Source organism: Sphingomonas sp. Leaf9, from assembly GCF_001421355.1.
Taxonomy (GTDB): domain Bacteria; phylum Pseudomonadota; class Alphaproteobacteria; order Sphingomonadales; family Sphingomonadaceae; genus Sphingomonas.
In genome coordinates this window covers 233,809-256,154 of sequence record NZ_LMKC01000005.1, presented here as the reverse complement: position 1 = coordinate 256,154, position 22,346 = coordinate 233,809, and the positions used below count along the sequence as shown (strand labels likewise).

General features: G+C 68.4%; 18 protein-coding genes and 1 tRNA gene. 9 read left to right on the top strand and 10 right to left on the bottom strand.

The features are described from left to right. Positions 1–2: 2 nt before the first annotated feature. The 6 genes from ASE58_RS14945 to ASE58_RS14920 form a co-directional block, all read right to left on the bottom strand. Positions 3–2,885: an FAD-binding and (Fe-S)-binding domain-containing protein gene (locus ASE58_RS14945; protein WP_055822985.1), complete on the bottom strand. Its 2,883-nt coding sequence runs from the start codon at positions 2,883–2,885 to the stop codon at positions 3–5. Then, the gene (gene hglS / locus ASE58_RS14940; RefSeq protein WP_055822981.1) at positions 2,885–4,261 is read right to left on the bottom strand and encodes a 2-oxoadipate dioxygenase/decarboxylase HglS; all 1,377 of its coding nucleotides are present in this window, start codon (positions 4,259–4,261) and stop codon (positions 2,885–2,887) included. Before hglS ends, ASE58_RS14945 begins: the two co-directional genes overlap by 1 nt. Before the next feature lie 22 nt (positions 4,262–4,283). Next, positions 4,284–5,300, bottom strand: a complete 1,017-nt coding sequence (locus ASE58_RS14935) for an arginine N-succinyltransferase (RefSeq protein WP_055822979.1) — start codon at positions 5,298–5,300, stop codon at positions 4,284–4,286. After that, positions 5,297–6,718, bottom strand: a complete 1,422-nt coding sequence (astD, locus tag ASE58_RS14930) for a succinylglutamate-semialdehyde dehydrogenase (RefSeq protein ID WP_055822977.1) — start codon at positions 6,716–6,718, stop codon at positions 5,297–5,299. The genes ASE58_RS14935 and astD overlap by 4 nt, the downstream gene beginning before the upstream one ends. Beyond that, positions 6,715–7,911: an aspartate aminotransferase family protein gene (locus ASE58_RS14925; RefSeq protein ID WP_055822975.1), complete on the bottom strand. Its 1,197-nt coding sequence runs from the start codon at positions 7,909–7,911 to the stop codon at positions 6,715–6,717. The genes astD and ASE58_RS14925 overlap by 4 nt, the downstream gene beginning before the upstream one ends. Positions 7,912–8,070: 159 nt before the next feature. Beyond that, positions 8,071–9,207 (bottom strand): succinylglutamate desuccinylase/aspartoacylase family protein, encoded by a 1,137-nt coding sequence (locus tag ASE58_RS14920; protein ID WP_055822973.1) that lies wholly within the window; start codon positions 9,205–9,207, stop codon positions 8,071–8,073. A 169-nt stretch (positions 9,208–9,376) separates the two neighbouring features. Here ASE58_RS14920 and ASE58_RS14915 point away from each other — a divergent pair, with 169 nt between their 5' ends. Further along, positions 9,377–10,264, top strand: a complete 888-nt coding sequence (locus tag ASE58_RS14915; protein ID WP_055822969.1) for an aldo/keto reductase — start codon at positions 9,377–9,379, stop codon at positions 10,262–10,264. A gap of 59 nt (positions 10,265–10,323) precedes the next feature. Here the strand turns inward: ASE58_RS14915 and ASE58_RS14910 are convergent, their stop codons facing one another. Beyond that, entirely contained in the window at positions 10,324–10,626 is a 303-nt protein-coding gene (locus ASE58_RS14910) for a hypothetical protein (protein WP_055762345.1), read from the bottom strand. 404 nt (positions 10,627–11,030) lie between these two features. On the opposite strand from ASE58_RS14910, the gene ASE58_RS14905 reads away from it, so the two are divergent. The 3 genes from ASE58_RS14905 to ASE58_RS14895 all read left to right on the top strand — a co-directional run bounded on the left by ASE58_RS14905 (position 11,031) and on the right by ASE58_RS14895 (position 17,459). Next, positions 11,031–13,460 carry a S9 family peptidase gene (locus tag ASE58_RS14905; protein WP_055822966.1) on the top strand — a complete coding sequence of 810 codons (2,430 nt, stop codon included), beginning with the start codon at positions 11,031–11,033 and terminating at the stop codon, positions 13,458–13,460. A gap of 224 nt (positions 13,461–13,684) precedes the next feature. Then, a complete protein-coding gene (locus ASE58_RS14900) occupies positions 13,685–16,015 on the top strand; it encodes a bifunctional diguanylate cyclase/phosphodiesterase (protein ID WP_055822964.1) in 2,331 nt (776 codons plus the stop codon). Between the two features lie 37 nt (positions 16,016–16,052). Then, positions 16,053–17,459, top strand: a complete 1,407-nt coding sequence (locus ASE58_RS14895) for a methyl-accepting chemotaxis protein (RefSeq protein WP_055822960.1) — start codon at positions 16,053–16,055, stop codon at positions 17,457–17,459. Positions 17,460–17,847: 388 nt separating this feature from the next. On the opposite strand, the gene ASE58_RS14890 is transcribed toward ASE58_RS14895, so the two are convergent. Further along, positions 17,848–17,922, bottom strand: a tRNA-Gly gene (locus tag ASE58_RS14890). A gap of 146 nt (positions 17,923–18,068) precedes the next feature. Here ASE58_RS14890 and ASE58_RS14885 point away from each other — a divergent pair. The 5 genes from ASE58_RS14885 to ASE58_RS14870 are packed head-to-tail and all read left to right on the top strand — an operon-like array spanning position 18,069 to position 20,621. Then, positions 18,069–18,977, top strand: a complete 909-nt coding sequence (locus ASE58_RS14885; RefSeq protein WP_443024670.1) for a tetratricopeptide repeat protein — start codon at positions 18,069–18,071, stop codon at positions 18,975–18,977. Next, the gene (locus tag ASE58_RS14880) at positions 18,974–19,591 is read left to right on the top strand and encodes an LON peptidase substrate-binding domain-containing protein (protein WP_055822957.1); all 618 of its coding nucleotides are present in this window, start codon (positions 18,974–18,976) and stop codon (positions 19,589–19,591) included. The genes ASE58_RS14885 and ASE58_RS14880 overlap by 4 nt, the downstream gene beginning before the upstream one ends. Continuing rightward, complete coding sequence (locus ASE58_RS17595) at positions 19,588–19,755, top strand: Trm112 family protein (protein WP_082457136.1); 168 nt, start codon at positions 19,588–19,590, stop codon at positions 19,753–19,755. The genes ASE58_RS14880 and ASE58_RS17595 overlap by 4 nt, the downstream gene beginning before the upstream one ends. After that, the gene (locus ASE58_RS14875) at positions 19,752–20,153 is read left to right on the top strand and encodes a hypothetical protein (protein WP_055822955.1); all 402 of its coding nucleotides are present in this window, start codon (positions 19,752–19,754) and stop codon (positions 20,151–20,153) included. Before ASE58_RS17595 ends, ASE58_RS14875 begins: the two co-directional genes overlap by 4 nt. Before the next feature lie 3 nt (positions 20,154–20,156). Next, positions 20,157–20,621 (top strand): NUDIX domain-containing protein, encoded by a 465-nt coding sequence (locus tag ASE58_RS14870; protein ID WP_055822953.1) that lies wholly within the window; start codon positions 20,157–20,159, stop codon positions 20,619–20,621. Here ASE58_RS14870 and ASE58_RS14865 read toward each other — a convergent pair whose 3' ends face one another. Both ASE58_RS14865 and ASE58_RS14860 read right to left on the bottom strand, forming a co-directional pair. Further along, complete coding sequence (locus ASE58_RS14865; RefSeq protein ID WP_235513639.1) at positions 20,622–21,125, bottom strand: MAPEG family protein; 504 nt, start codon at positions 21,123–21,125, stop codon at positions 20,622–20,624. Next, positions 21,122–22,339 carry a UbiH/UbiF/VisC/COQ6 family ubiquinone biosynthesis hydroxylase gene (locus ASE58_RS14860; protein ID WP_055762324.1) on the bottom strand — a complete coding sequence of 406 codons (1,218 nt, stop codon included), beginning with the start codon at positions 22,337–22,339 and terminating at the stop codon, positions 21,122–21,124. Before ASE58_RS14860 ends, ASE58_RS14865 begins: the two co-directional genes overlap by 4 nt. Positions 22,340–22,346: the final 7 nt, after the last annotated feature.

The window sequence follows — 22,346 nt, the reverse complement described above, 5'->3', positions numbered from 1 at the left end:
GCCTATCCCGCCAATACCCGGTCGATCAGCTCCACTGGATGCAGCGGGCGGCGGCCGGTCAGGCGTTTCGTCTGGCAGCGGCAGGAAAAGCCGGTGGCGAGCATCGCGTCGTCCTGCGTCACCTGCGACCAGCTGAGCGCAAAGATGTCGCGCGACAGTTTCTGGTGCGCCGCTTCATGCCCGAACAGCCCGGCCATGCCGCAACAGCCGGTCTTCGTCGGAGCCGCGGCGATACCGAAGCCCGCCAGCGTTTCCGCCCACAGCGACAGCGCCTGTGGCCGCAGCGCCTGTTCGGTGCAGTGGCCGAGCAGGCGTTGCGGAGGCAGGGCGGCGGCGATCGCGGGCACCCGTCCGGCCCGAACCGCGTCGGCCAGCACGGTTTCCAGCCCGGCGACGTCCACGCTGTCGCCGGTCATCTCGGCAAATTCCTGGGTGAACATCAGCGCGGTGGCGGCATCCAGCCCGACCAGCCGTACGCCCAGATCGGCGAGCGCACGCACCTCCGCCATCCGCTTGTGTGCGATGCCGGCGAAGCGGTCGCGCATCCCCAGCAGGTGCAGCACCTTGCCGTTGCTGCGCGGGGGCAGGCGCAGCACGTCGTAACCGCACGCCGTCAGCACCCGCGCGGCGGCGGCGGCAAGCGGCCCGTCGAAGCTGGCGGTGAAGCTGTCCTCGACCAGCACGACCGTGTTCGCCCGTGTCTCCGGCGACAGCGCCTTGATCGCGACCGGCGACACGATCGGGGGCAGGGTGCGGGGATCGGCGACGGCGAAGGCGGGCAGGTCGACATAGCCCAGCCGCCGCTCCAGCATGGCCCGCGCCCGGTCGCTGCCGGCGAGGCGGTTGGCGATGCCCGGCAACGCACGCGCGGCGGCGAGCATCGATTCCATCTGCGCGATCAGGCGGTGGCGGAGCGGGCGGGAGCGTTTTGCCCAATAGCGTTCGGCAAAGCGCGACTTCATCGTCGGCACGTCGACCTTGACTGGGCACAGCGTCGTGCACGCCTTGCACGACAGGCAGGTCGCTAGCGAGGCTTGCGTGTCGGCTGCAAGCGCGTCGCGCTCGGCGGCTTCCGCTGGCGTAGGTTGCGCGATCGAATCCAGCCGGGCCCAGGCGCGCAGCAGCGAGGCGCGGCCCTTGGGTGACTGCGCGCGGTCGCGGGTCGCCTTGTACGACGGGCACATCACGTCGAGCGAATCCCATGCGAAGCACGCGCCGTTGCCGTTGCACGCGACCGCACGGTCGAACTCCTTGGAGCGCACTGCGTCGATGTGGCGGTCGGCTTCACCGCGCAACGGCACGCCGTCGATCCGGTCGATAGGCTGGCCGGCGGGGGCGGCGAGCTTGCCGGGGTTGAGGCGGTTGTGCGGGTCGAACGCCGCCTTCAGCGCCTGCAATTCGGGGTAGAGATTGCCGAAGAACAACGGCGAGAACTCACCGCGATAGCCGCGACCATGTTCGCCCCACAGCAACCCGCCATAGGATTTGGTCAGTTGCGCCACGGCGTCGGAGATCGGGCGGATCAGCGCCGCCTGTGCGGGATCGCGCAGGTCGAGGAACGGGCGGACGTGCAGGCAGCCGACATCGGCATGGCCGAACATGCCATAGTTGAGACCATGGCCGTCGAGCAGTGCGCGGAACTCGGCAACGAAATCGGCGAGCTTTTCCGGCGGGACGGCGGTGTCCTCGACGAAGGGAATCCCCTGCCGTGCACCGCCCAGTCGGGCGAGCAGCCCGACCGATTTTTCGCGTAAGCTCCATAGCTGGCCGATCGCGGCATCGTCGCGGACGATGCGCATGTCACCCTGCGGCCCGATCGCGGCGAGTGCGGCAAGGCCGGTGTCGATCGTCGCATCGTCGTCGGCGGTGAATTCCACGAAGTTCATCGCGGCAACGGGCGCGTCGCTTGCCCCGCCCAGCAGCCCCTCGACACTCGCCCAGATGATATCGCTGCGCGCGACGCCCAGCACCTTGTCGTCGAGGATTTCGACCGCGACCGGATCGGCGGCGATCAGCCGCTGCACGTCGCGCATCGCGGTGTCGAACGCGGCATAGCGGATGACCGCCAGCGCGCGCTTCTTCGGTTTATGCGCCACCCGCAGCGTGATCGAACGGGTGATCGCCAGCGTGCCTTCCGACCCGGCCAGCAGAAACCCGAGGAAGAAGCGGTCGGCGGCGGCGTCCCACGTCTTTTGCAGGTTGTAGCCGGTCAGGCCCCGGTTCATTTCCGGAAAGGTCGCGGCGATATCGTCGGCGCGATCCGTGACGATGCGCAGCGCCTCGCGGTGGATATCGGCGACGATGCCGCTGCCCGCCGCGATCGCTTCGGCGTCGGCGCGGGTCATCGGCTCGGCGCGCCATGGCGTGCTGTCGGACAGGGTGACGTCCAGTGCCACGATATAGTCCGACGTCTTGCCCCAGCGGCGCGATCCCTTGCCCGACGCATCGGTCGCAACCATCCCGCCGATCGTCGCGCGGCTGGCGGTCGACACCATCGGTGGAAAGAAGCGGCCATGCGGTTTCAGGAAGGCGTTGAGCTGGTCCAGCACCACGCCCGGTTCGACCGTCACGGTGTTCGTATCCGGGTCGAACGCGCCGATGCCACGCATATGCCGCGCGAAATCGACGATGATCCCGTCGTTCAGCGACTGGCCGTTGGTCCCGGTATTGCCGCCGCGCGGGGTGAGCGACAGGCCGGTATCGGCCAGCGTGCGGACCAGCAGCGTCACATCGTCGCCGGTGCGCGGATAGACGATCGCCGCCGGGCGGACCTGATAGATCGAATTGTCGGTCGATGCGACCTGCCGCGCGCCGATGCCGTCCTCGGCATCGCCGGCGAACCCCGCCTGGTCCAGACGGCGCAGCAGGTTCGCGACCACGACCATCAGGCCGCCGCCACCCCGCGCAACGCGTCCTGCACCTGCATCATCGACCGTGCCTCCGCTTCGGCATAGAGCGCCAGTTCGTCCTGCACCTTGTCGCCCAGCGCGTCCTCGAACGCGGTCTGCGCCGCCGACGCGGCATAGCTGCGCTGTTCGGTGCCGCCCAGGTTGGATTGGAAGATGCCCGCCGCGCTGACCGGCAGGAAATCCTCATACACGATCGGCAGCGCGCGGACATAGCCCGCCGCCAGCCACCCGTCGATATCGCCCGCCGGCCGCACCCCGGTTGCGATCAGCCGCCGGCCGCAATCGGTCAGGTCGTAGCGGAAATAGGCCAGCCCCTGTTCGCGCAAGGCGTCCAGCGTGTCGGGAAAGGCGGCAAAGGCGGTGGCCAGCCGCTCGGCATAGCTGGGTCCCTGCGATCCCTGGTCCCCGCGCGCCGTCGCCAGCAGCCGGTCGTAGAGCGCGCGGCCCTTGGGCGTCAGCGCCGCGCCGCGCTGTTCGATCTCGCCGAAGCGGGCGGTGTGCTGGCCGGGCTGGTCGCCGGGAAAGGTCACGTCCTCCTCGATCGCCTTGAAGCTGGTCTGGCGCAGCAGGATCGGCACGGCGCGCGGCGGCGGTCCTTCGATCACCGCCTTCGCATCAATGCCGCGTGCCTGCATCGCGATTTGCGCTGCATCGATGTCGAGCGTGCGCGGGGTCAGGTGGTTGATGTGCGGTCCCCGGAACGACACGACGTCGGCGATCAGCCGGTGCGCGTCGTGCAGCCGGTCATAGGTCGCGGCATCGACCCGCGCATCGCCGTGCCAGCGAAACGTCTCCAGCAGCGCCATCACGAAGCGGTCGGCATCGCCGTCGTCCAGCCCGCCCTGCGCCGTGTCCAGTTCGATCAGGCGGATCGCTTCGTCGGTGAAGATCCGGCGGCTCGACAGGATCGCCGCCGCCTCGGCACGCAAGGCGGCGTCCTCGATCAGTTCGAGGCGCAGCAGCGAGGTGAAGACGCGGAACGGATTGGCGGCAAGCGCTGCATCGTCGATCGGGCGGAACGCGGTCGAATGGACCGGCACGCCCGCCACCGACAGGTCGTAATAGCCGACCGGGAACATCCCCATGACCGCGAAGGCGCGGCGCATCATGGTGAGTTCGGCGGCGGTGCCCAGCCGGATCGCGCCGTGGCGTTCGACGTCCAGCCGGTCGAGCTCATCGGCCGATTCCATTTCCGCCGCCAGGTCGGGACGGTCGGCCAGCACCTGCGCATTCACCTCTGCCACGATCGACAGCAGGTCGCCGTACAGCGGCACTTCGGCACGGTACATCGCCGACATGGCTTCGGAAAAGCGGGTGCGGATCGCGTCGGGGGCGGTGAAGGACTGGGTCATGGATACCTTACGACAGATAGGGTCAGCGCGGGGCATGGGTAATGGGGTCGCCGATGTCGACGTTCAGCGCGCGGGCGGCGTGCGGATCGATCACCACGCCATCGTCCCGCGCGGCGACCTGCGCGAAACAGGCGCGAAAATCGCCCAGGCGGCCGGCGGCGGCGATGACGGGCGTGGCGGTGTCGTTCCGCTCCACCGCGCGGACGATCGCGGTGCGCGCGGCGCGGATGGTGGCGATGTCGTCGGTCGCGGCGGTCACGGTCGGGCCGCCGTCGAACAGGTCGACATAATCGTCATGGCGAAACCCCTCCTTCTCCAGCAGCCGCAGCGCCGGGCGACCGGTGGGATGCGGCACGCCCAGCACGGCGCGGGCGCGTTCGGGCAGCATCGCCAGCAGGACCGGCGTGGTCGGCAGCAGCCCGGCCAGCACATGCGTGCCATGCTCGGCATTGAACGCATCGGCGGCGGCAAAGCCCATGCCGAAAAAGCGCGCGGCGATCCCGTCCCAGAACGGCGCTTCGCCTGCGTCATCCACCACGCCGCGCAGTTCGGCGATGGTGCGGTCGGCAAAGCGGGCGCGGTGCATGGCGATGAACAAATAACGGCTGCGCGCGAGGAGCGTGCCGGCGCCGCCCGCGCGGGCATCGGCGCGCAGGAACAGCCCGCCGACCTCGCTACACCCGGCATGGTCGGTGCAGATGGTCAGGGTGGTGTGATCGACCGACCGGCCCAGCACCGCATGGTCGGCGCCATGCCGGTCGATGCGATAGCTGTAGAAGGGCGCATCGGTGCCGATATGCGAGAATATCTGGCAGGTGCCGTGGATCGCCTCCGTCGCCAGGTCTTCCAGTACGAACAGGAACCGGTCGACGCCGAAGCTATCGGTGTCGCGGGCAAAGGCGGCATCGGCGGCGGCCAGCCGCTCGCCGAGCTTGGCCCTGTCCGGCGGCAGGTTCACGAACCCGCCGCCGGTGGTTTGCGCCATATCGTAGAGCGCCGACAGGTCGTGCCCGCCGGCGGCCCGCAGGACGATCGTCACGCCGCGCCGGCTCCCAATGCCGGCTTCAGCAGGTCCCAATTGCCCGCCGCGCTGCCCGCCTCGAAGCTGGCCATCGGATAGGCACAGTAATCGGCGGCATAATAGGCGCTGGGGCGGTGATTGCCCGAATCGCCGATCCCGCCGAACGGTTGCGCGCCCGCCGCACCGGTGGTTGGGCGGTTGCGATTGACCACCCCGGCGCGCGCGTCGAGCACGAAGCGGTCCCACAACGCGTCGTCACCGGTCAGCAGCCCGGCGGACAGGCCGAAGCGGGTGTCGTTCGCGGCGGCGATGGCGGCATCGAAGTCCGCGACGCGAGTGACTTGCAGGACCGGCGCAAAAATCTCCTCGTCGGGCACCGTCACGCCGGTCACGTCGAGCAGCGCAGGCGTGACGAAGGCGGCGCTGCGCCCGGCGATCCCGCCGAAGGGCACGATGGCGCGCGCACCGGCATCCTCCAATGCGGCGACCTGGCCGCGCGCCGTTGCGGCGGCGGCGTCGGAGATCAGCGGGCCGATATAGGGGTTCTCGTCCCAGCGGCCGATGGGAATGCGCGGGATCAGCGCGGCGACCGCCTCGACCACCGCATCGCCGAACGCGCCGGTCGGCAGGATCAGCCGGCGGGCGCACGAACAGCGTTGTCCGGTGGTGATATAGGCCGATTGGACGATCAGCGCAGCGACTTCGGTGACGTCGCCGTCCCATGCGATCAGCGGGTTGTTGCCGCCCAGTTCGAGCGCGAGGATCACGTCGGGCCGCTCGGCAAAGGCACGGCGGAAATGCGCGCCGGTCGTCGCCGATCCGGTGAACAACAGCCCGTCGATATCCGCCGCGACCAGCGCCGCGCCGGTTTCGCGCGCGCCCTGCACCACCTGTAGCACGCCCTCCGGCAATCCTGCCTCGACCCAGGCGTCCGCCATCGCCGCGCCGACCGCCGGGGTCAGTTCGGACGGCTTGAACGCCACCGTATTCCCGGCGAGCAGCGCGGGCACGATATGGCCGTTGGGCAGGTGGCCGGGGAAGTTGTACGGCCCCAGCACCGCCATCACGCCATGCGGGCGGTGGCGCAGCACCGATTCCCCGAACGGCATCGTGCTGCGCTTTTCCCCGGCGCGCTCGGCTTGGGCCGCGATCGACAGCTCGACCTTGCCGACCATCGTGCCGACTTCCTGCGTGGTTTCCCACAGCGGCTTGCCGGTTTCACGCGCGATCAATTCGGCGAGGGTCGCGGTGCGCGCCTTCAGCACGGCGGCATAGGCGCGGGCGATGGCCACCCGTTCCGCGACCGATGTCCGCCGCCAGTCGCGGAACGACGCGCGGGCGCGCGCAACGGTGGCGTCGACATCGGCCGCGGTGGCGGCGGGGCCGGACCACACCGTCTCCCCGGTCGCCGGGCAGGTCGAGGTCAGCACGCTCATGCCGCCTCAGCCATCAGCCCACGCGCCGCGACGCACGCCGCCTCCAGCCGGGTGACCGCCTCGGCAACCTCCTCGGCCGAGATCAGCAGCGACGGGAGCAGGCGCACGCAATTCTCACCGCCACCCGCGACCAGGATGCCGTGGTCGCGTGCAATTCCCATGAACTCGCGATTGTTCGGGATCATCTTCAGCCCGATCAGCAGCCCCTTGCCACGCACCTCCGCGATCACGTCGGGGAAGCGGCTGCGCAAGCCTTCAAGCCGGTCGAAGAAGTCGGCGCTGGCGGCGCGGGCATGGGCGAGCGTGTCCTCGTTCGCGATCGTATCGAACGCGGCGATGCCGACCGCCATCGCCAGCGGATTGCCGCCGAAGGTCGTGCCGTGGACGCCGGGCGTCATGCCCTTTGCCGCTTCGGTCGTGGCGAGGCAGGCACCGACCGGAAAGCCCGAACCCAGCGCCTTGGCCAGCGCCATGATGTCGGGCGCGGCGCCGTCGAACCACTGGTGCGCGAACAGCCTGCCGGTCCGGCCCATGCCGCTCTGCACCTCGTCATGGATCAGCAGCACGCCGTGCCGGCGCGTCAGTTCGCGCAGGCGGAGCAGCCATTCGCCCGACAGGGCGCGCGCGCCGCCTTCGCCCTGTACCGGCTCGACGATCACCGCCGCGGTGGTCGGGCTGGCGATGGCGGCCTCGATCGCCGCGGCGTCATCGATCGACAGCTGGACGAAGCCCGGCAGGCGCGGGCCGCAACCCTCCATATAGCCGGCGTTGCCCGACGCGTTGATCGCGGCATAGGTGCGGCCGTGGAACGACCCGGCAAAGCCGACGATATCGATGCGTTCCGGCTGGCCGTTCACATGATGATAGCGGCGCGCGGTCTTGATCGCGCATTCGACCGCTTCGGTGCCGGTGTTGGCGAAGAACACGCAATCGGCGAACGAGGCGTCGACCAGCCGCTGGGCCAGCGCCTCCTGCCCCGGAATGCGGAAGATGTTGGAGACGTGCCACAGCTTGCCCGCCTGCTGCGTCAGCGCCGCGACCAGCGCGGGATGGGCATGGCCCAGCGCGTCGGTGGCGATGCCGGCCACGCAGTCGATATAGCGCCGCCCCTCGGTATCGATCAGCCACACGCCCTCACCACGATCCACCGCGATCGGCGCACGGTTGTACAGGTTCATCAGGGGATCGGTCATGACGGCTCCTACGCTTCGATTCGGGAAGGCACCGGCGGGCGGGCGACGGATCGCGCCGCGCCTGCCGGCGGTTCGCACGGCCGTCCTATTGGACCCGGCGGCGTGGGCCGACAAACGCAATGGCATCATCTGTTGATGAGCGTTGGGAATGAAGGGCCCCTAGCGTGCCTTGACCGGCGTGACCGTCGAGGGGCAGCCGTCGCGCTTGCACGGCAGGCTGTCGTCCCATGACAGCAGGCGCACCACCATATCGCCCGGCTGGGTGCGCGGATCGGTGCCCATGCCCGCCACCCGCGCGTCGAGCGGCGCGGTCAGCGTCGCGATGGTCCGCCCGAACGGGTCGGTGACGATCGCCAGCACATCGCCCTTCTTCACATACTGGTTCATGCTCACCCGCACCTGCGCCCAGCCGCCGCGCGGGCTGTCGACATTGGCGACGACATTGCCGAGAAACGGTTCGGGATCGCGCAGATCGGGCTTGCCCGGCAGCATCCCCCGGTCGATCATCACGTTGCGCACGCCGCGCAGGCCACGCGCGATCATCGCCCGGTCGAACACCTCCGCGCCGCCCAGTTCATAGGTGACGGCGGGAATGGCATTGGCGTTCAGCATATCCTCGACCGCGCCATCGATGCCGGCATTCACATATACGCTGTCGGGACGCAGCATCATCGCGATGCGTTTCGCCTGCGGCGTCGCGACGAAGACATACGCCGGATAGGTGCCGCCGCGCGACTGGGTATGCAGGTCGATCGCGAAATCGGTGTTGCCGATAAAGATGCGCGACCACAACCGCCCGGCATAGCGCTGCGCCGCATTGCCCTCGTCGCCATGCGCGTTGGGATCGCGCGGGATCAGCCGGTTGAGATTGTCGCCCGCGCCATTGTGGCTGCCAGTGAACGCCCGCGTCGAATTGCGCAGGCCCGCTGCGTTGAGGCCCGGTACCGCAATCAACGTCCCCTTGAGCACCGCCGGATCGATCCCCGCCACCAGCTGGTGGATCACGCCGATGCCGTTCAGTTCGTCGCCATGGATGCCGGCGGTCAGCAAAAATCGGGGGCCGGGCTGCGCGCCCTTCACCACCACGATCGGCACATAATAGCCCTGTCCGACATCATTGTCGTCGACCCGCAGCCACAGCCGGCTGATACCCGCAGGCAGAGTGGCGAGGTCCAGCCGCTCGATCACCGCCGACCCGTCGATCCGGTCGCCCGGCTCCCCCGGCAGCGCGGCGGCGGGCAGGGCGGACAACAACGCGGCGGTGAACAGGAGCAGGGCGGGCAGACGGCGGGACATGACGGTTCTCCAGGGCGGCGACCGCACCGCGTTGCCTGTCGTTACGGACGCGGCCAAGCGATATTCTGTCATGTCCTTATGCGCTCCGGTCATGGCACGCGGGTGGACGGGGTGCGGCTGCGGGGATTTGCGCATTGCCGCCAACGCCTTGACGACTAGGTAGGGCATCATGCTGACCATCGATCCCACGCCCCGCCCGCTCGGCAAGAGCGATATCCTTGTTTCCCCCCTCGCCTGGGGCATGTGGCGCTTCACCGGCGACGTCGCCCCGGCGCGGGCGCTGGTCGACGCGGCGCTGGCGGTGGGGATCACCCTGTTCGACACCGCCGACATCTATGGCGCGGACACGCCTGCCGGCTTCGGATCGGCGGAGGCGCTGTTCGGGCAGGTGCTGGCCGAGGCGCCGGCGCTGCGCGAGGCGATGGTGATCGCGACCAAGGGCGGCATCCGCCCCGGCAATCCCTATCGATCGGACCCGGACTATCTGGCCGACGCGGTCGATGCGTCGCTCAGGCGGATGGGGATCAAACAGATCGACCTGTACCAGATTCACCGCCGCGATTTCCTGACCCATCCGCAGGAGGTCGCCGCCAGCCTGACGACGATGGTCGAGCAGGGCAAGGTGCGCGGGATCGGCGTGTCGAACCACAGCCCGGCGGAGGTCGATGCGCTGCAGGCGTTCCTGGGCCTGCCGATCCTGAGCACCCAGCCCGAATTTTCACCGCTGCACAGCCAGCCGCTGTTCGACGGGGTGCTGGATCAGGCGATGGCGCGCGGCATGGCGGTGCTGGCATGGTCGCCGCTGGGCGGCGGGCGGTTGAGCGGGGGCGACCATCCCGCCGCGCTGCTGCTGCGCGAACATGGCCAGCGCTTCGACGTCGATGCCGCGACCGCCGCCTTGTCGTGGAGCATGGTGCATCCCGCCGGCATCATCCCGATCGTCGGGTCGCAGAACGCCGATCGTATCCGCGCCGCCGCCGGGGCGTATCGCGTCACCTGGACCCCGGCCGAATGGTATGCGGTGCTGCAGGCCGGCATGGGCACGACACTCCCCTGACATGCCAAGGGCCGCATCCCGTGCGGGATGCAGCCCTCGTCAGATTGCCCGAGGCGGGATCAGCGGCCGGCGAGGGCGCGGTCCAGATCAACGCCGCGTGCTTCCCATTCGCCGCGCGTCTTGCACTGCTTGGTCAGGATGCGGCTGCCGGTGGTTTCGGTCTTGAAGCAGTAGCGCGCGTTCGGTGCGGCCTTGTAGGCGAGGGCGGCGGGGCCGGCGGCCAGCGTGACTGCCGTGACCGCGCTCGCACCGGCGACGCTGGTCGCGACAGAGGCCGGGGCGGCGTTCGGCTCGGCAGCGAACGCCGAGGTGGTGGCAACCAGGCCGAGGACGATCGAAGCGGCGAAACGGATGGCGGTCATGGTGTTGGCTCCCTGAATTTCCGGTTGGTTCCGGTGATGCCAACTACATTGCAGGCGCCGTGCCAGTTTTGTGATGTCATTAATATCAATGGCTTAGCGTTTGACTACGTTTGTAGCTGTGGGATGCGCCGCTATAAGGTGGCGGATTTCGCTATATGTTTGTGACGACGTTTCGATTGGGTCTGTCAAATCGATCCACAATCAATCGTATCCCCGCGCAGGCGGGGATTCAGAGTGAAGGCAGGATAGCATTCGTGGCCCTGGACCCCCGCCTGCGCGGGGGTACGGCTCGCTGGTAGGTCGGGCCTTGCAACGACGGCCCGCCCCTGCCACCGCCGCAACCTCCTAGCGCCCCGCGCGCGCCCATGTCAGGATCACCGGCAAACAATCATAAGGGGTTACGAATGCGCGCTGGTGCCTGTCTGATCGCTCTGCTGCTTGCCACGACTGCCCATGCGCAGGAGCCGGCGACCGGCTATCACCGTGCGCCCGCTGCCATCGCAAAGATCCTCGAAACGCCGCCGACCCCCTCGGTCGCGGTCAGCCCCGACCATCGCACGCTGGCCATATTGGGCCGCGAGAACCTGCCGAGCATCGCCAACCTGTCGAAACCGTTCCTGCGGCTGGCGGGCTATCGCATCGATCCGGCGACCAATGGCCAGGCGGAAATGCGGGTCCAGTGGCTGAACGCGCTGAGCTTCAAGGATATTGCGAGCGGCCGCACCGTGGCGGTGAAGCTGCCCGCCGGCACGCGCTTCGCCGCGCCCGACTGGTCGCCCGATGGCGCGCGGCTGGCCTTCTATGTGCAGGAGGCGACTGCGCTGTCGCTGTGGATCGCCGAGCGCGACGGCAGCGCGCGGATGGTCGCGCGGGGCCTGAACGGGACGTTCGGCACGCCGTTCGTCTGGACGCCCGACGGCAAGGCGCTAATCGCGTATCTGGTGCCGGCCGGGCGTGGGGCGGCGCCGGTCGCCGATGCGACCCCGACCGGGCCGGTGGTGCAGGAAAGCATGGGCCGCACTTCGGCGGCGCGCACCTATGAGGATTTGTTGCGCAACGCGACCGACGAGGCGCTATTCGACCATTATTTCACCGGTCAGTTGACGCGGATCGAGCTGACCGGGGCGACGCGGCCGATCGGGCAGCCGGGGCTGGTTACCGATTTCAGCGTGTCGCCCGATGGCCGCTACCTGCTGACCGAACGACTGAAGCGGCCCTATTCCTATCTGCTGCCCGCCAGCTTCTTCCCGACCGAGATCGCGGTCGCAACAATCGACGGACAGCCGGTCAGGACACTGGTCGACCGCCCGCTGGCCGACGACCTGCCGGTCGATTTCGATGCGGTGGTGAAGGGCCCGCGCGAGGCGATGTGGCGGTCGGATGCACCGGCGACCCTGGTGTGGGCCGAGGCGCTGGACGGCGGCGATCCCAAGGCGAAGGTGGCGTTCCACGACCGCGTGCTGATGCAGGGCGCACCGTTCACCGCCGCACCGGTCGAACTGGTGCAGACCCCGGCGCGCTTTGCGACCGTGTTCTGGGGCAATGACGATTTCGCGATGGTGCTCGACCGCGAATGGCGCACGCGGACCGAACATCGCCTTGCCGTCGCGCCCGCGCGGCCGGGGCAGGCGCGCACGCTGCTGACGCGCAATTATCAGGATCAGTACGGCGATCCGGGCTTTCCGATGACCGACGAGAATGCGGCGGGCAAGCCGGTGATGCGCTTCACGCCCGCGCGCGACGCGGTGTATGTGACCGGCGATGGCGCGACCAAGGCGGGGGCGTTCCCCTTCCTCGGCCTGATGCCGGTCGCGGGCGGCGAGCAGAAGCGGCTGTGGACCGCCAGGGCGCCCTATTACGAAACCGTCGTCGCGCTGCTGGATGACAAGGGGCAGCGCATGCTGACCCGCCGCGAGAGTGCGAAGCTCGCGCCCAACTACATGCTCCGCCCGGTCAAAGGCGGCAGTGCGAAGGCGGTGACCGACTTCGCCGATCCGGCGCCCGCGCTGGCCGGCGTGACCCAGCGGACGATCACCTATGCCCGCGCCGACGGCCTGCCGCTGTCGGGATCGCTCTATCTGCCCGCCGGCTACGACGCGAAGCGCGACGGGCCGCTGCCGACGTTGCTCTGGGCCTATCCGGCCGAATATACCGATGCGAAGGTCGCCGGGCAGACGGTGGACCAGGGCAATCGCTTCGTCCGGCCGCGCGGGATCAGCCACCTGTTCCTGCTGACGCAGGGCTATGCGATCCTCGACAACCCCGCCATGCCGATCATCGGCGAGAATGGCGCGGAAGCCAACGACACCTATGTCCAGCAGCTGCGCGACGATGCGCAGGCGGCGGTCGATGCGGTGGTGAAGCTGGGCGTGTCCGACCGCAATCGCATGGCGGTGGGCGGGCACAGCTATGGCGCGTTCATGACCGCGAACCTCCTGGCGCATACCGACCTGTTCCGCGCCGGCATCGCGCGGTCGGGTGCCTATAACCGCACGCTGACCCCGTTCGGGTTCCAGGCGGAACAGCGCACCTATTGGCAGGCGACACAGACCTATACCGAGATGAGCCCGTTCACCTTTGCCAACAAGATCAAGGAGCCGATCCTGCTGATCCACGGGGCGGCGGACGACAATAGCGGCACCTTCCCGATCCAGTCCGAACGGATGTACGCGGCGCTCAAAGGCAATGGCGCAACGGTGCGCTATGTCGTGCTGCCGAACGAAGCCCATGGCTATCGCGCGCTGGAATCGACCGAAGAGACGCTGTGGCAGATGACTGACTGGCTCGATCGCTACGTCAAGCCAAAGGCTACGCCATCACAGGCGAAGGAATAAAACCGAACAGACCACGATGCATATCGAATACGGTTTACATTTGCCCGATATGCTACGTGGTGCGGTCTTTGCCTTTTGCGTAAAATCCGCAAGTCGTCACCGGGCTATGCTGGCAAAGTGACGGTTTTTTGGAAATTAAGCGGATTTGCCGATACACTGATCTTTAAGCGCCCGACCCCCATCCTGCCTTCTGGAAAGCAGTGCCGGATGGGGGATCGGGCCGAATGTCGTATCTGTTTCATTCGATCGTGTCGCATCATGACCTGCCGGTCGTGCTGCTCGCGGTACTGCTGTGCATCGTCAGTGCGCTGTCGACCTTTGCCCAGGTGCAGCGTTCGTTCGAATGCGTCGTCGAACGCCGTCCGGTCTGGCTGACCTCGGCAGCGATCACTGCCGGGGGCGGGGTGTGGTCGACGCACTTCATTTCGATGATCGCCTATCGCAGCCCGGTCGCCTTGCAGTTCGACCAGTTGCTGACCGCGCTGTCCGCGACGATCGCGATGGGGGCGTTCGGCATCGCCTTCTGGCTGTTGCGGCGGGCACGGCGGATGGTGTCGGTCCTGCTATGCGGGGCGATCGCGACGCTCGGCATCGTGGGCATGCACTTTACCGGCATGGCCGCGCTGGCCAATTCGATGGTTCACGATGTCGACCATGGCCCGATCGTCGCGGCGGTGCTGGTCGGCGGGCTGCTGCTGTCGGCGGCGTTCGCATCGTTCCTGCACCGGGACGGCCGCTGGCGAATCTTGGTGCCGGCGCTGTGCATGGTGCTGGCGACCGGGATCATCCATTTCGTCGCCATGGCATCGGTCATGATCGGCCATGACACCGCGCCGGTCGCCGCGACGGGGGGCGAGGCGCAGTGGCTGTTGCTGTGGATCGTCGGCGCCGCGCTGCTGCTGATCGCGCTGACGGCGGTGGCATCGGTCGTCGACCGGTTCATGACCGACCTGCGCGGATTGGCCGATGCGACGTCCGAAGGGCTGCTCATCACCAGCGACGACCGCATCCTCGATGCCAATGAACAGGCGTGCGCGCTGCTGGGCGTCGACCGGGCCGCGCTGGTCGGCACCGCGACCGCCGCATGGTTCGAAACACCCGCACGCGACGCGCTCCAGACGCATCGGGGCGGTGCCACGCGGGCCAGGATTCGCGACAGTCTGGTCGAGGACCAATTGGTCGAGATGACCGCGCGCGCGATCGAATATCGCGGCCGCGCCGCCACCGTCATCGCGCTGCGCGACCTGACCGAAACCGCCCGTGCGCAGCGCGCGATTGAACATCTGGCGTCGCACGACCCGCTGACCGGGCTGGTCAACCGCGCGGCATTCGATATCGCCCTGCACGAAGCGGTACGCTCCGCCACGCCCTTCGCGTTGATCGCGGTCGACCTCGACCGGTTCAAGGCGGTCAACGACCTGTTCGGGCATGGCGCGGGCGATGCGATCCTGGTCCGGGTCGCCCGCATCCTCGACGATTGCGTCCGCGCGCAGGATCTGGTCGCACGGGTCGGCGGCGACGAATTCGTCGTCCTGCAGCGCGACATCGCCTCGCCCGACGATGTGCGGCGTCTTGCCGGGCATATCCTGGCGCGCTTTGCCGAGGAGATGGATTCGGCGCGCGATCCGATGGCGGTCGGGTGCAGCCTGGGCGTCGTCACCTGTCCGCGCGACGGCGACGATCCGGAAACGCTGCGTCATAATGCCGATGTCGCGCTGTACCGCGCCAAGCAGGACGGGCGCGGCACCGCGTCCTTCTTCGATGAAATGATGGACCGGCAGGCGCGCGACCGTCGCAGCCTGGAGCATGACCTGCGCCATGCCGTGTGCCGTGGCGAATTGCGGCTGGTCTATCAGCCGCTGGTGTCGACCGACGACGATCATGTCGTCGGGTATGAAGCGCTGCTGCGCTGGGACCATCCCGAACGCGGGCAGGTGCCGCCGACGCTGTTCATTCCCGTGGCCGAGGAAGCGGGCACGATCATGGCGATCGGCGAATGGGCGCTGCGCCAGGCGTGCCGCGACGCCAGCAGCTGGCCCGAACCGCTGACGCTGGCGGTCAACGTGTCGCCGGTGCAGCTGCGCGTGGCGACGCTGCCGATGCTGGTGCGCGATGCGCTGGCGGACAGCGGCTTGGTACCTGAGCGACTGGAGCTGGAGATCACCGAGACCGCGCTGCTGCGCGACCGGGAGGTATCGCTGGCGATCCTGCGCGAGATCCGGACGCTGGGCGTGCGCATCGCGATGGACGATTTCGGCACCGGCTATTCTTCGCTCAGCAACCTGCGCCATTTTCCGTTCGACAAGATCAAGATCGACAAGAGCTTCGTATCGGCGATGCATGAGGACGAGGCGGCGCGATCGATCGTCCGCGCGATCGCCGGGCTGGGCAAGGGGCTGAACCTGCCGGTCGTCGCCGAAGGGGTCGAGAACGAGGTGCAACGATCGATGGTGCAGGCCGAGGGGTGCGCGCTGGCGCAGGGCTATCTGTTCGGGCGGCCGGCGGCGGGGCCGGCGCAGTGTCCGCTGCCGCCGGTACAGGCCCGGCGGGCATGACCGGCCGGGACGATATTCTTCACGGGGGAGGGATCAGATGATCGCATGGTTTTCGCGTAACGCGCCGATCCGGGTCAAATTCCGGGTGCTGGCGCTGGTCTATCTGCTGCTGTCCGGGGGGATTGCGGCATTGGCGACAGCTTCGGCGCTGGGTGTTCCGGTGGGGGCTGGCATCGTCATCGGCGGGGCTGTTGCCGGCGTCGCGGCGATCACCGCCGTCACGCTGGGCGCGTCGCGGCTGATCTGCACCCCCTATGTCACCACGGTGGTGCGGATGGAGGCGCTGGCAGCGGGCGACCTAGAAAGTCCGGTCGCCTATACCGACAATCGCGATTGTGTGGGCCGCATTACCAAGGCGATGGCGGCGTTCCGCGAAAGCGCGCTGGCGGCGATGGAGCGCGATACCCAGCGCCAGATGGTGGCGATCATGGGTGAGGGGCTGGGCAAACTCGCCGCCGGCGACCTGACCGCACGGATCGATGCCGAATTGCAGGAGCCGTTCCTGTCGCTGCGCGATGATTTCAACGCCGCCGTCGCCTCGCTGCGCGCGACGATGTTGTCGGTGTCGACCGTCGCCGGCGGCATCCGGAAAGGTGCCGGGGAGATCAGCGCGGCCTCCGACGACCTGTCGCAGCGCACCGAGCAACAGGCCGCCAGCCTGGAGCAGACCGCCGCCGCGATGGAGCAGATCACCGCGACGATGCGCGAAAGCGCCGCCAGCGCGTCACGCGCCGACCAGATCGTCGGCACCGCCCGCAGCGAGGCGATCGAATCGGGCGAGGTCGTGCGCCGCGCGGTTGATGCGATGGCGCGGATCGAACGCACCTCGGCCGAAATCTCCGACATCATCGCGGTCATCGACGGCATCGCGTTCCAGACCAATCTGCTCGCGCTCAATGCCGGGGTCGAAGCGGCACGGGCAGGCGATGCGGGCAAGGGCTTTGCCGTGGTCGCCTCCGAAGTCCGCGCGCTGGCGCAGCGTTCGGCCGAGGCGGCAAAGGATGTGAAGCAGCGCATCACCGCCTCGGTCCAGACGGTCGACACCGGCGTCGCGCTGGTCAGTGAAACCGGCCGCTCGCTCGACCGGATCATCGGCCGCTTCGGCGAAATCAGCGCGCTGGTCGCCGATATCTCGGGATCGGCGGAGCAGCAGTCGCAGGGGCTGGCGCAGGTCAACACCGCGGTCGGCGAGATGGACGGCGTGACACAGCGCAACGCGGCGATGGTCGAGGAAAGCAGCGCCGCCGCGCGCAGCCTGTCGTCCGAAGCCGACGCCCTGTCGGGCGAAATCGCCCGGTTCCAGCTGGGTGCGATGGCCGTGCGCGACCAGCGCGACACGGTGCAGCGCCTGCCAGTACGCAGCCCGGCACGCGCCGTGGTGCAGCGCCTGTCGCATGGCAACGCGGCGGTGGCGATCAGCGAGGACGACTGGTCGGAATTTTGAGGCGGACGGAGGCGGGTGTGATTCGCGCGCCCTTTTTAGGCCGCGCCGAATCCAACCCAATCGTCACCCCGGACTTGATCCGGGGTCCCGCTTCTTCTTCTCTCTTCGAAGCGGGAAAGCGAGGAACCCGGATCAAGTCCGACGGGACGAAGAAAGGTGTGCGCGGGCACGCTGATCCGCGCCGGACGCGTTGATCGCCGGCCATCGCTGGCGCGTCGTGCTCCGGATGTGTCGAAGGATGCGAATCATCCGCGTCGGCAGAACATTCGGAGGTGTGCGACGGACGGGGGCGCGGCATGGCGAAGCCATGCCGTCGGTCGCCGTAAACGGCGCCGGCCGAAGTCGCTGACATTTCGCTGATTAGCTGCCGCTAATCAGCGGCAGCGACTGGAGCGGGCGAAGGGATTCGAACCCTCGACCCCAACCTTGGCAAGGTTGTGCTCTACCCCTGAGCTACGCCCGCTCTGGCGTTCCGAACCGGCGAACCGGCTGGGGTGAGGCGGGCTATTAGATGGGGGTTTCAGATCGCGCAAGCCCTAAATGAACTCTTTTCTGTTTTGCCTGTGATGCCCACATAGGGGCGGCTGTCACAGGATAAGGAATCGACGCTTGGCCACGCTAGGACTGACCGCCCCGGAAAAGGATGCCGTGGAGGCGTTCCGCCGCGATGTCGTCGAACCATCGATGACCAGCCTCGTCATCATCGATTTCTGGGCGGAATGGTGCGGGCCGTGCAAGGCGCTGACCCCGATCCTCGAGAAGGTCGCGGAGGCCTATGCCGACAAGGGCGTGGTGCTGGCCAAGGTCGACACCGACAAGAACCAGTTCATCGCCTCGCAATTCCAGATCCGGTCGATCCCGACCGTCTATGCGATGTTCCAGGGGCAGCTGGTCGCCGACCTGACCAGCGCGCGCACCGAAAGCCAGCTCAAGCAGATGCTCGACCAGCTGCTGCGCCAGTTGCCGGTACAGCCGGGCGAGGCGGCCGGGCCGGACATCGAACCGCTGATCGCGATGGGCGAGGAAGCGCTGGTCGAGGGTGATGCGGCCCGCGCACTGTCGATCTTCGGCCAGATCGCCGAGATGGTGCCGGAGAACGCCGCCGTCGCCGTTGGCCGCGTTCGCGCGCTGATGGCGCTGGGCGATCACGATGCGGCACAGGCGGCGCTCGACGCGCTGCCTGAGGATGCCGCGAAGCAGCCGGGCATCGAACAGGTCCGCGCCGCGCTGGCGCTGGCGCGCGATGCGCAGCCGGTCGACGATCTGGCGGGGCTGAAGGCCGAGGTGGAAGCGAACCCCGACGATCACGACGCACGCTTCCGCCTGGCCGGTGGGCAGATGGCGGCGGGCGACCGCGATGGCGCCGCCGAATCGTTGCTGAAGATCGTCGCGGCCGACCGCGCGTGGAACGACGATGCCGCGCGGCAGCAACTGCTAAAGGTCTTCGAGGCGGTTGGCCTGGAGGACCCATGGGTGTCGCAGCAGCGGCGCAAGCTCTCGGCGATCCTGTTCGGATGACGGCACGCGTCTCCGTCTTCCCGCTGGCGGGGGCGCTGCTGTTTCCGAACATGCACTTGCCGCTGCACATCTTTGAGCCGCGGTATCGCGCGATGGTGTCCGACGCCCTGGCGCGGGACCGCCGCATCGGCATGATCCAGCCGCGCCCGGTCGGCAGCGAAACCGACAGGCCGCCGCTGTTCGACATCGGCTGCATCGGCCAGATCGTCGATGTCGAGGCGCATGCCGATGGCCGCTACGACGTTGTGCTACGCGGGCTGTCGCGGTTTCGCATCGTGCGCGAACTCGACGTGACGACCGCGTTCCGGCAGGTGGAGGCGGAGATGCTGCCGATGGTCGGCGACACCACGCTGGCGCTGGCCGAACGCGCGTCGCTGGAGATGGAATCGAAACGCTTCGCCGACCGGCTGGGCTATGCCGTCGACTGGGAATCGGTCGGGCGGCTGGACGATGAAAGCCTGGTCAACGGCATCGCGCAGATCGCGCCGTTCGACGTGGCGGCGAAGCAGGCGCTGCTCGAAGTCGACGCGCTGGCGGAACGTGCGGAACTGATCGTGCAGCTCATGCAATTCTTCGGCAGGCATGGCGATGACGAAGAGGCGACGCTGCAATGACGATCGATCCGTGGCTGCTGTCGATCTTGGTCTGCCCGGTGACGCGCACGCCGCTGCGCCATGATGCGGCGGCGGGCGAACTGGTGTCGGAGGCCGCCGGCCTCGCCTTTCCGATTCGCGACGGCGTGCCGGTGCTGCTGGTCGAAGCGGCGCGAGCGTTGTGAGCCGCGACCTGTCGGGCAAGTGGAGCGGAATCTTCAACTATCCGCACACCAACCCGCCGACCGCGTTCGAGGCGGATATCGCCGATCTGGGCGGGTCGATCGTCGGCACGATCCACGAACCCGACCTCTATTCGGTGCCGCCGGGCGCGCTGATCGCCGCCGCGATCGACGGGCATCGCGACGGGGCGCAGGTACGCTTCAGCAAATTCTACGACGATAGCGACGGCTATGCCGACATGGTCGTCTATGCCGGCGTACTGAGCGACGACGGGTGCGAGATCAGCGGGCGGTGGGACATTCCCGGCGTCTGGTCGGGCAGCTTCCTGATGATCCGGCCAATGGCCGAACCGGTGGCGGCGGAGGAAGCGGCCGAAGCCACGCGCAACGGATCGGCATAGGGCGTGGCGCTGCTGCATCGCCTGTTGGGCAGGGCGGCGCGGATTGTGTGGCGCATCACCCGCCCGCGCACGATCGGCGTGCGCGGCCTGCTGCTCAGTCCCGACGGACGCGTGGCGCTGGTGCGGCACACCTATGTCGATGGCTGGTACATGCCCGGCGGCGGGGTGAAGAAGGGGGAGTGCGTGACCGACGCGCTCCACCGCGAACTGGCCGAGGAGGTCGCGGTTCGCGGTGCGACGGTCGAGCGGGTGCTGGGCGTCTATCACAACCGGCACGAGGGCAAGGACGACCATGTGATCGTCTATGTCGCACATGCCCCCGATGATTCGCTGCACGGCGCGGACACGCTGGAGGTGGCGGAGGTCGGCTGGTTCGCGCTCGATGCGCTGCCCGATGGCACGACACCGGCGACGTTGCGGCGTATCGCCGAGTTTCGTGCCGGCACAACCGGCGGCGGCAACTGGTAGCTACCCCCGGATCGCGAGGACCAGCGCCGCTAGCAGCGCCAGCGCCGTCGGGTAGAAGGTCAGCGCGAAGCCGAACGCGCGGGCTGCGGCACCCCGCCGATAGCCTGCCCAGAAGCCGACCCGTCCGACCGTGAAACAGGTCGCCAGCACGGCAAGCGCGAAGGTCGATCGATTGGTGGCGATCGTCAGCGCGGCATAGGCGATCACCGCCAGCACCGCCTGCTCCAGTGTATTCTGGGCAATCGCGCGACCCTGCGCCACCGCCGGATCGGCATCGCCGCCATCGATCGACCGCGCCGAAAAGAACCGCGACCGCGCGACATTGCCGATCGCCGCCGCGCTCCATAGTCCGGGCACGACCAGTGCCATCGCCAGGGCCCGCAGCCGCTCGGGCAAGTCGTGGCCGGGATCGAACCAGCCCGCCGTCACTAGCGCAACGATGCCGATCGCCGCTGCACCCGCCATCCCGCGCGCGACACCGCGCTGGACGGCGGAAAGCGTCAAGCGGTGATGCCCTGCAGCAATTTCGGCAGCTTTCCGGTTTCGCCGCGTGCTTCGGCCATGAATGCGGCTTTCAGCGGCGGGATCGAATCGACCGCCGACAGGCCGAAGCGCCGCACCGCGCTCGCCGCCTTGCCGGGAATACCGAACAGGCGCGTCAGGCCATCGGTCGCCAGCGCCACCGCAAAGGTGTCCAGCCCCCGCCACCGCTGATAGCGTTCCAGCAGATAGGGATCGCCGAGGTCGAGGCCGGTGCGCTTGCCCTCGACCAGCACCTCGGTCAGCGCCGCGACGTCGCGCAGGCCGAGATTGAGACCCTGTCCGGCGATCGGATGGATGCCGTGCGCGGCATCGCCGACCAGCACCAGCCGATCGGCGGTGATCCGCGCGGCATGGTGGAAGCCCAGCGGATAGCTCGAGCGCGCCGACAGGTTGGACAGCTGCCCCAGGAACCCGCCCATCTTCTTCGACGCTTCGGCCAGGAACGCGCGGTCGGACAGCTTCAGCATCGCCGGCCGATCCTTCGCATCGACCGTCCACACGATCGCCGAGCGATGGCCATGCGCGTCGTCGTTCAGCGGCAGGATCGCGAAGGGGCCTGCCGGATAGAAGATTTCGTACGCGATATTCTCGTGCGGCTCTGCATGGCCCAGCGTCGTGATGATCGCGGCATGGTCGTAGCTCCAGCGCGCGACACGGATGCCCGCCGCCTCGCGCGTCGGCGAATTGCGACCCTCGGCGGCGATCAGCAGCGGCGCGGTCAGCGTGTCGCCACCCGCCGTCGTCACCGTGACGCCATGCGCCTCGCGGCGCACGTCGATCGCGCGATCCTTGTAGCGCAGGTCGACATGTGGCGATGCGACGGCGGCGTCGTAGATCGCCTGTCGCAGCCGCTTGTTCTCATACATCACGCCCACCGGATCGTCGGCGGCATCGGGGACGAAGTCGAGCTTGCCCGCCTCCAGCCCGTCGGTCGCGCGAATCGCGGCGATCGGGCAGCCCTCGTCACCCAGGCCCGGCGCGATGCCGATCGCCTCGAACATGCGGTGCGTCGCGCTGGCGATTGCCGAGGCGCGACCGTCGAAGCCCGGCGCCAGCGTCACCGCCGGATCGGCCGGATCGAGGATGATCGAGCTGAGCCCATGCACGCCCAGCGACACGCCCAGCGTGCTGCCGACCAGCCCGCCGCCCAGGATGATGACGTCCGCCTGTGCCATGAAACCC

What these genes read in the sequence shown, in the direction of transcription:
- ASE58_RS14945 (WP_055822985.1), bottom strand. Translation starts at nt 2,885, where the DNA reads ATGGTCGTGGTCGCGAACCTGCTGCGCCGTCTGGACCAGGCGGGGTTC.
- hglS (WP_055822981.1), bottom strand. Translation starts at nt 4,261, where the DNA reads ATGACCCAGTCCTTCACCGCCCCCGACGCGATCCGCACCCGCTTTTCC.
- astD (WP_055822977.1), bottom strand. Translation starts at nt 6,718, where the DNA reads ATGAGCGTGCTGACCTCGACCTGCCCGGCGACCGGGGAGACGGTGTGG.
- ASE58_RS14925 (WP_055822975.1), bottom strand. Translation starts at nt 7,911, where the DNA reads ATGACCGATCCCCTGATGAACCTGTACAACCGTGCGCCGATCGCGGTG.
- ASE58_RS14920 (WP_055822973.1), bottom strand. Translation starts at nt 9,207, where the DNA reads ATGTCCCGCCGTCTGCCCGCCCTGCTCCTGTTCACCGCCGCGTTGTTG.
- ASE58_RS14915 (WP_055822969.1), top strand. Translation starts at nt 9,377, where the DNA reads ATGCTGACCATCGATCCCACGCCCCGCCCGCTCGGCAAGAGCGATATC.
- ASE58_RS14910 (WP_055762345.1), bottom strand. Translation starts at nt 10,626, where the DNA reads ATGACCGCCATCCGTTTCGCCGCTTCGATCGTCCTCGGCCTGGTTGCC.
- ASE58_RS14905 (WP_055822966.1), top strand. Translation starts at nt 11,031, where the DNA reads ATGCGCGCTGGTGCCTGTCTGATCGCTCTGCTGCTTGCCACGACTGCC.
- ASE58_RS14900 (WP_055822964.1), top strand. Translation starts at nt 13,685, where the DNA reads ATGTCGTATCTGTTTCATTCGATCGTGTCGCATCATGACCTGCCGGTC.
- ASE58_RS14895 (WP_055822960.1), top strand. Translation starts at nt 16,053, where the DNA reads ATGATCGCATGGTTTTCGCGTAACGCGCCGATCCGGGTCAAATTCCGG.
- ASE58_RS14880 (WP_055822957.1), top strand. Translation starts at nt 18,974, where the DNA reads ATGACGGCACGCGTCTCCGTCTTCCCGCTGGCGGGGGCGCTGCTGTTT.
- ASE58_RS17595 (WP_082457136.1), top strand. Translation starts at nt 19,588, where the DNA reads ATGACGATCGATCCGTGGCTGCTGTCGATCTTGGTCTGCCCGGTGACG.
- ASE58_RS14860 (WP_055762324.1), bottom strand. Translation starts at nt 22,339, where the DNA reads ATGGCACAGGCGGACGTCATCATCCTGGGCGGCGGGCTGGTCGGCAGC.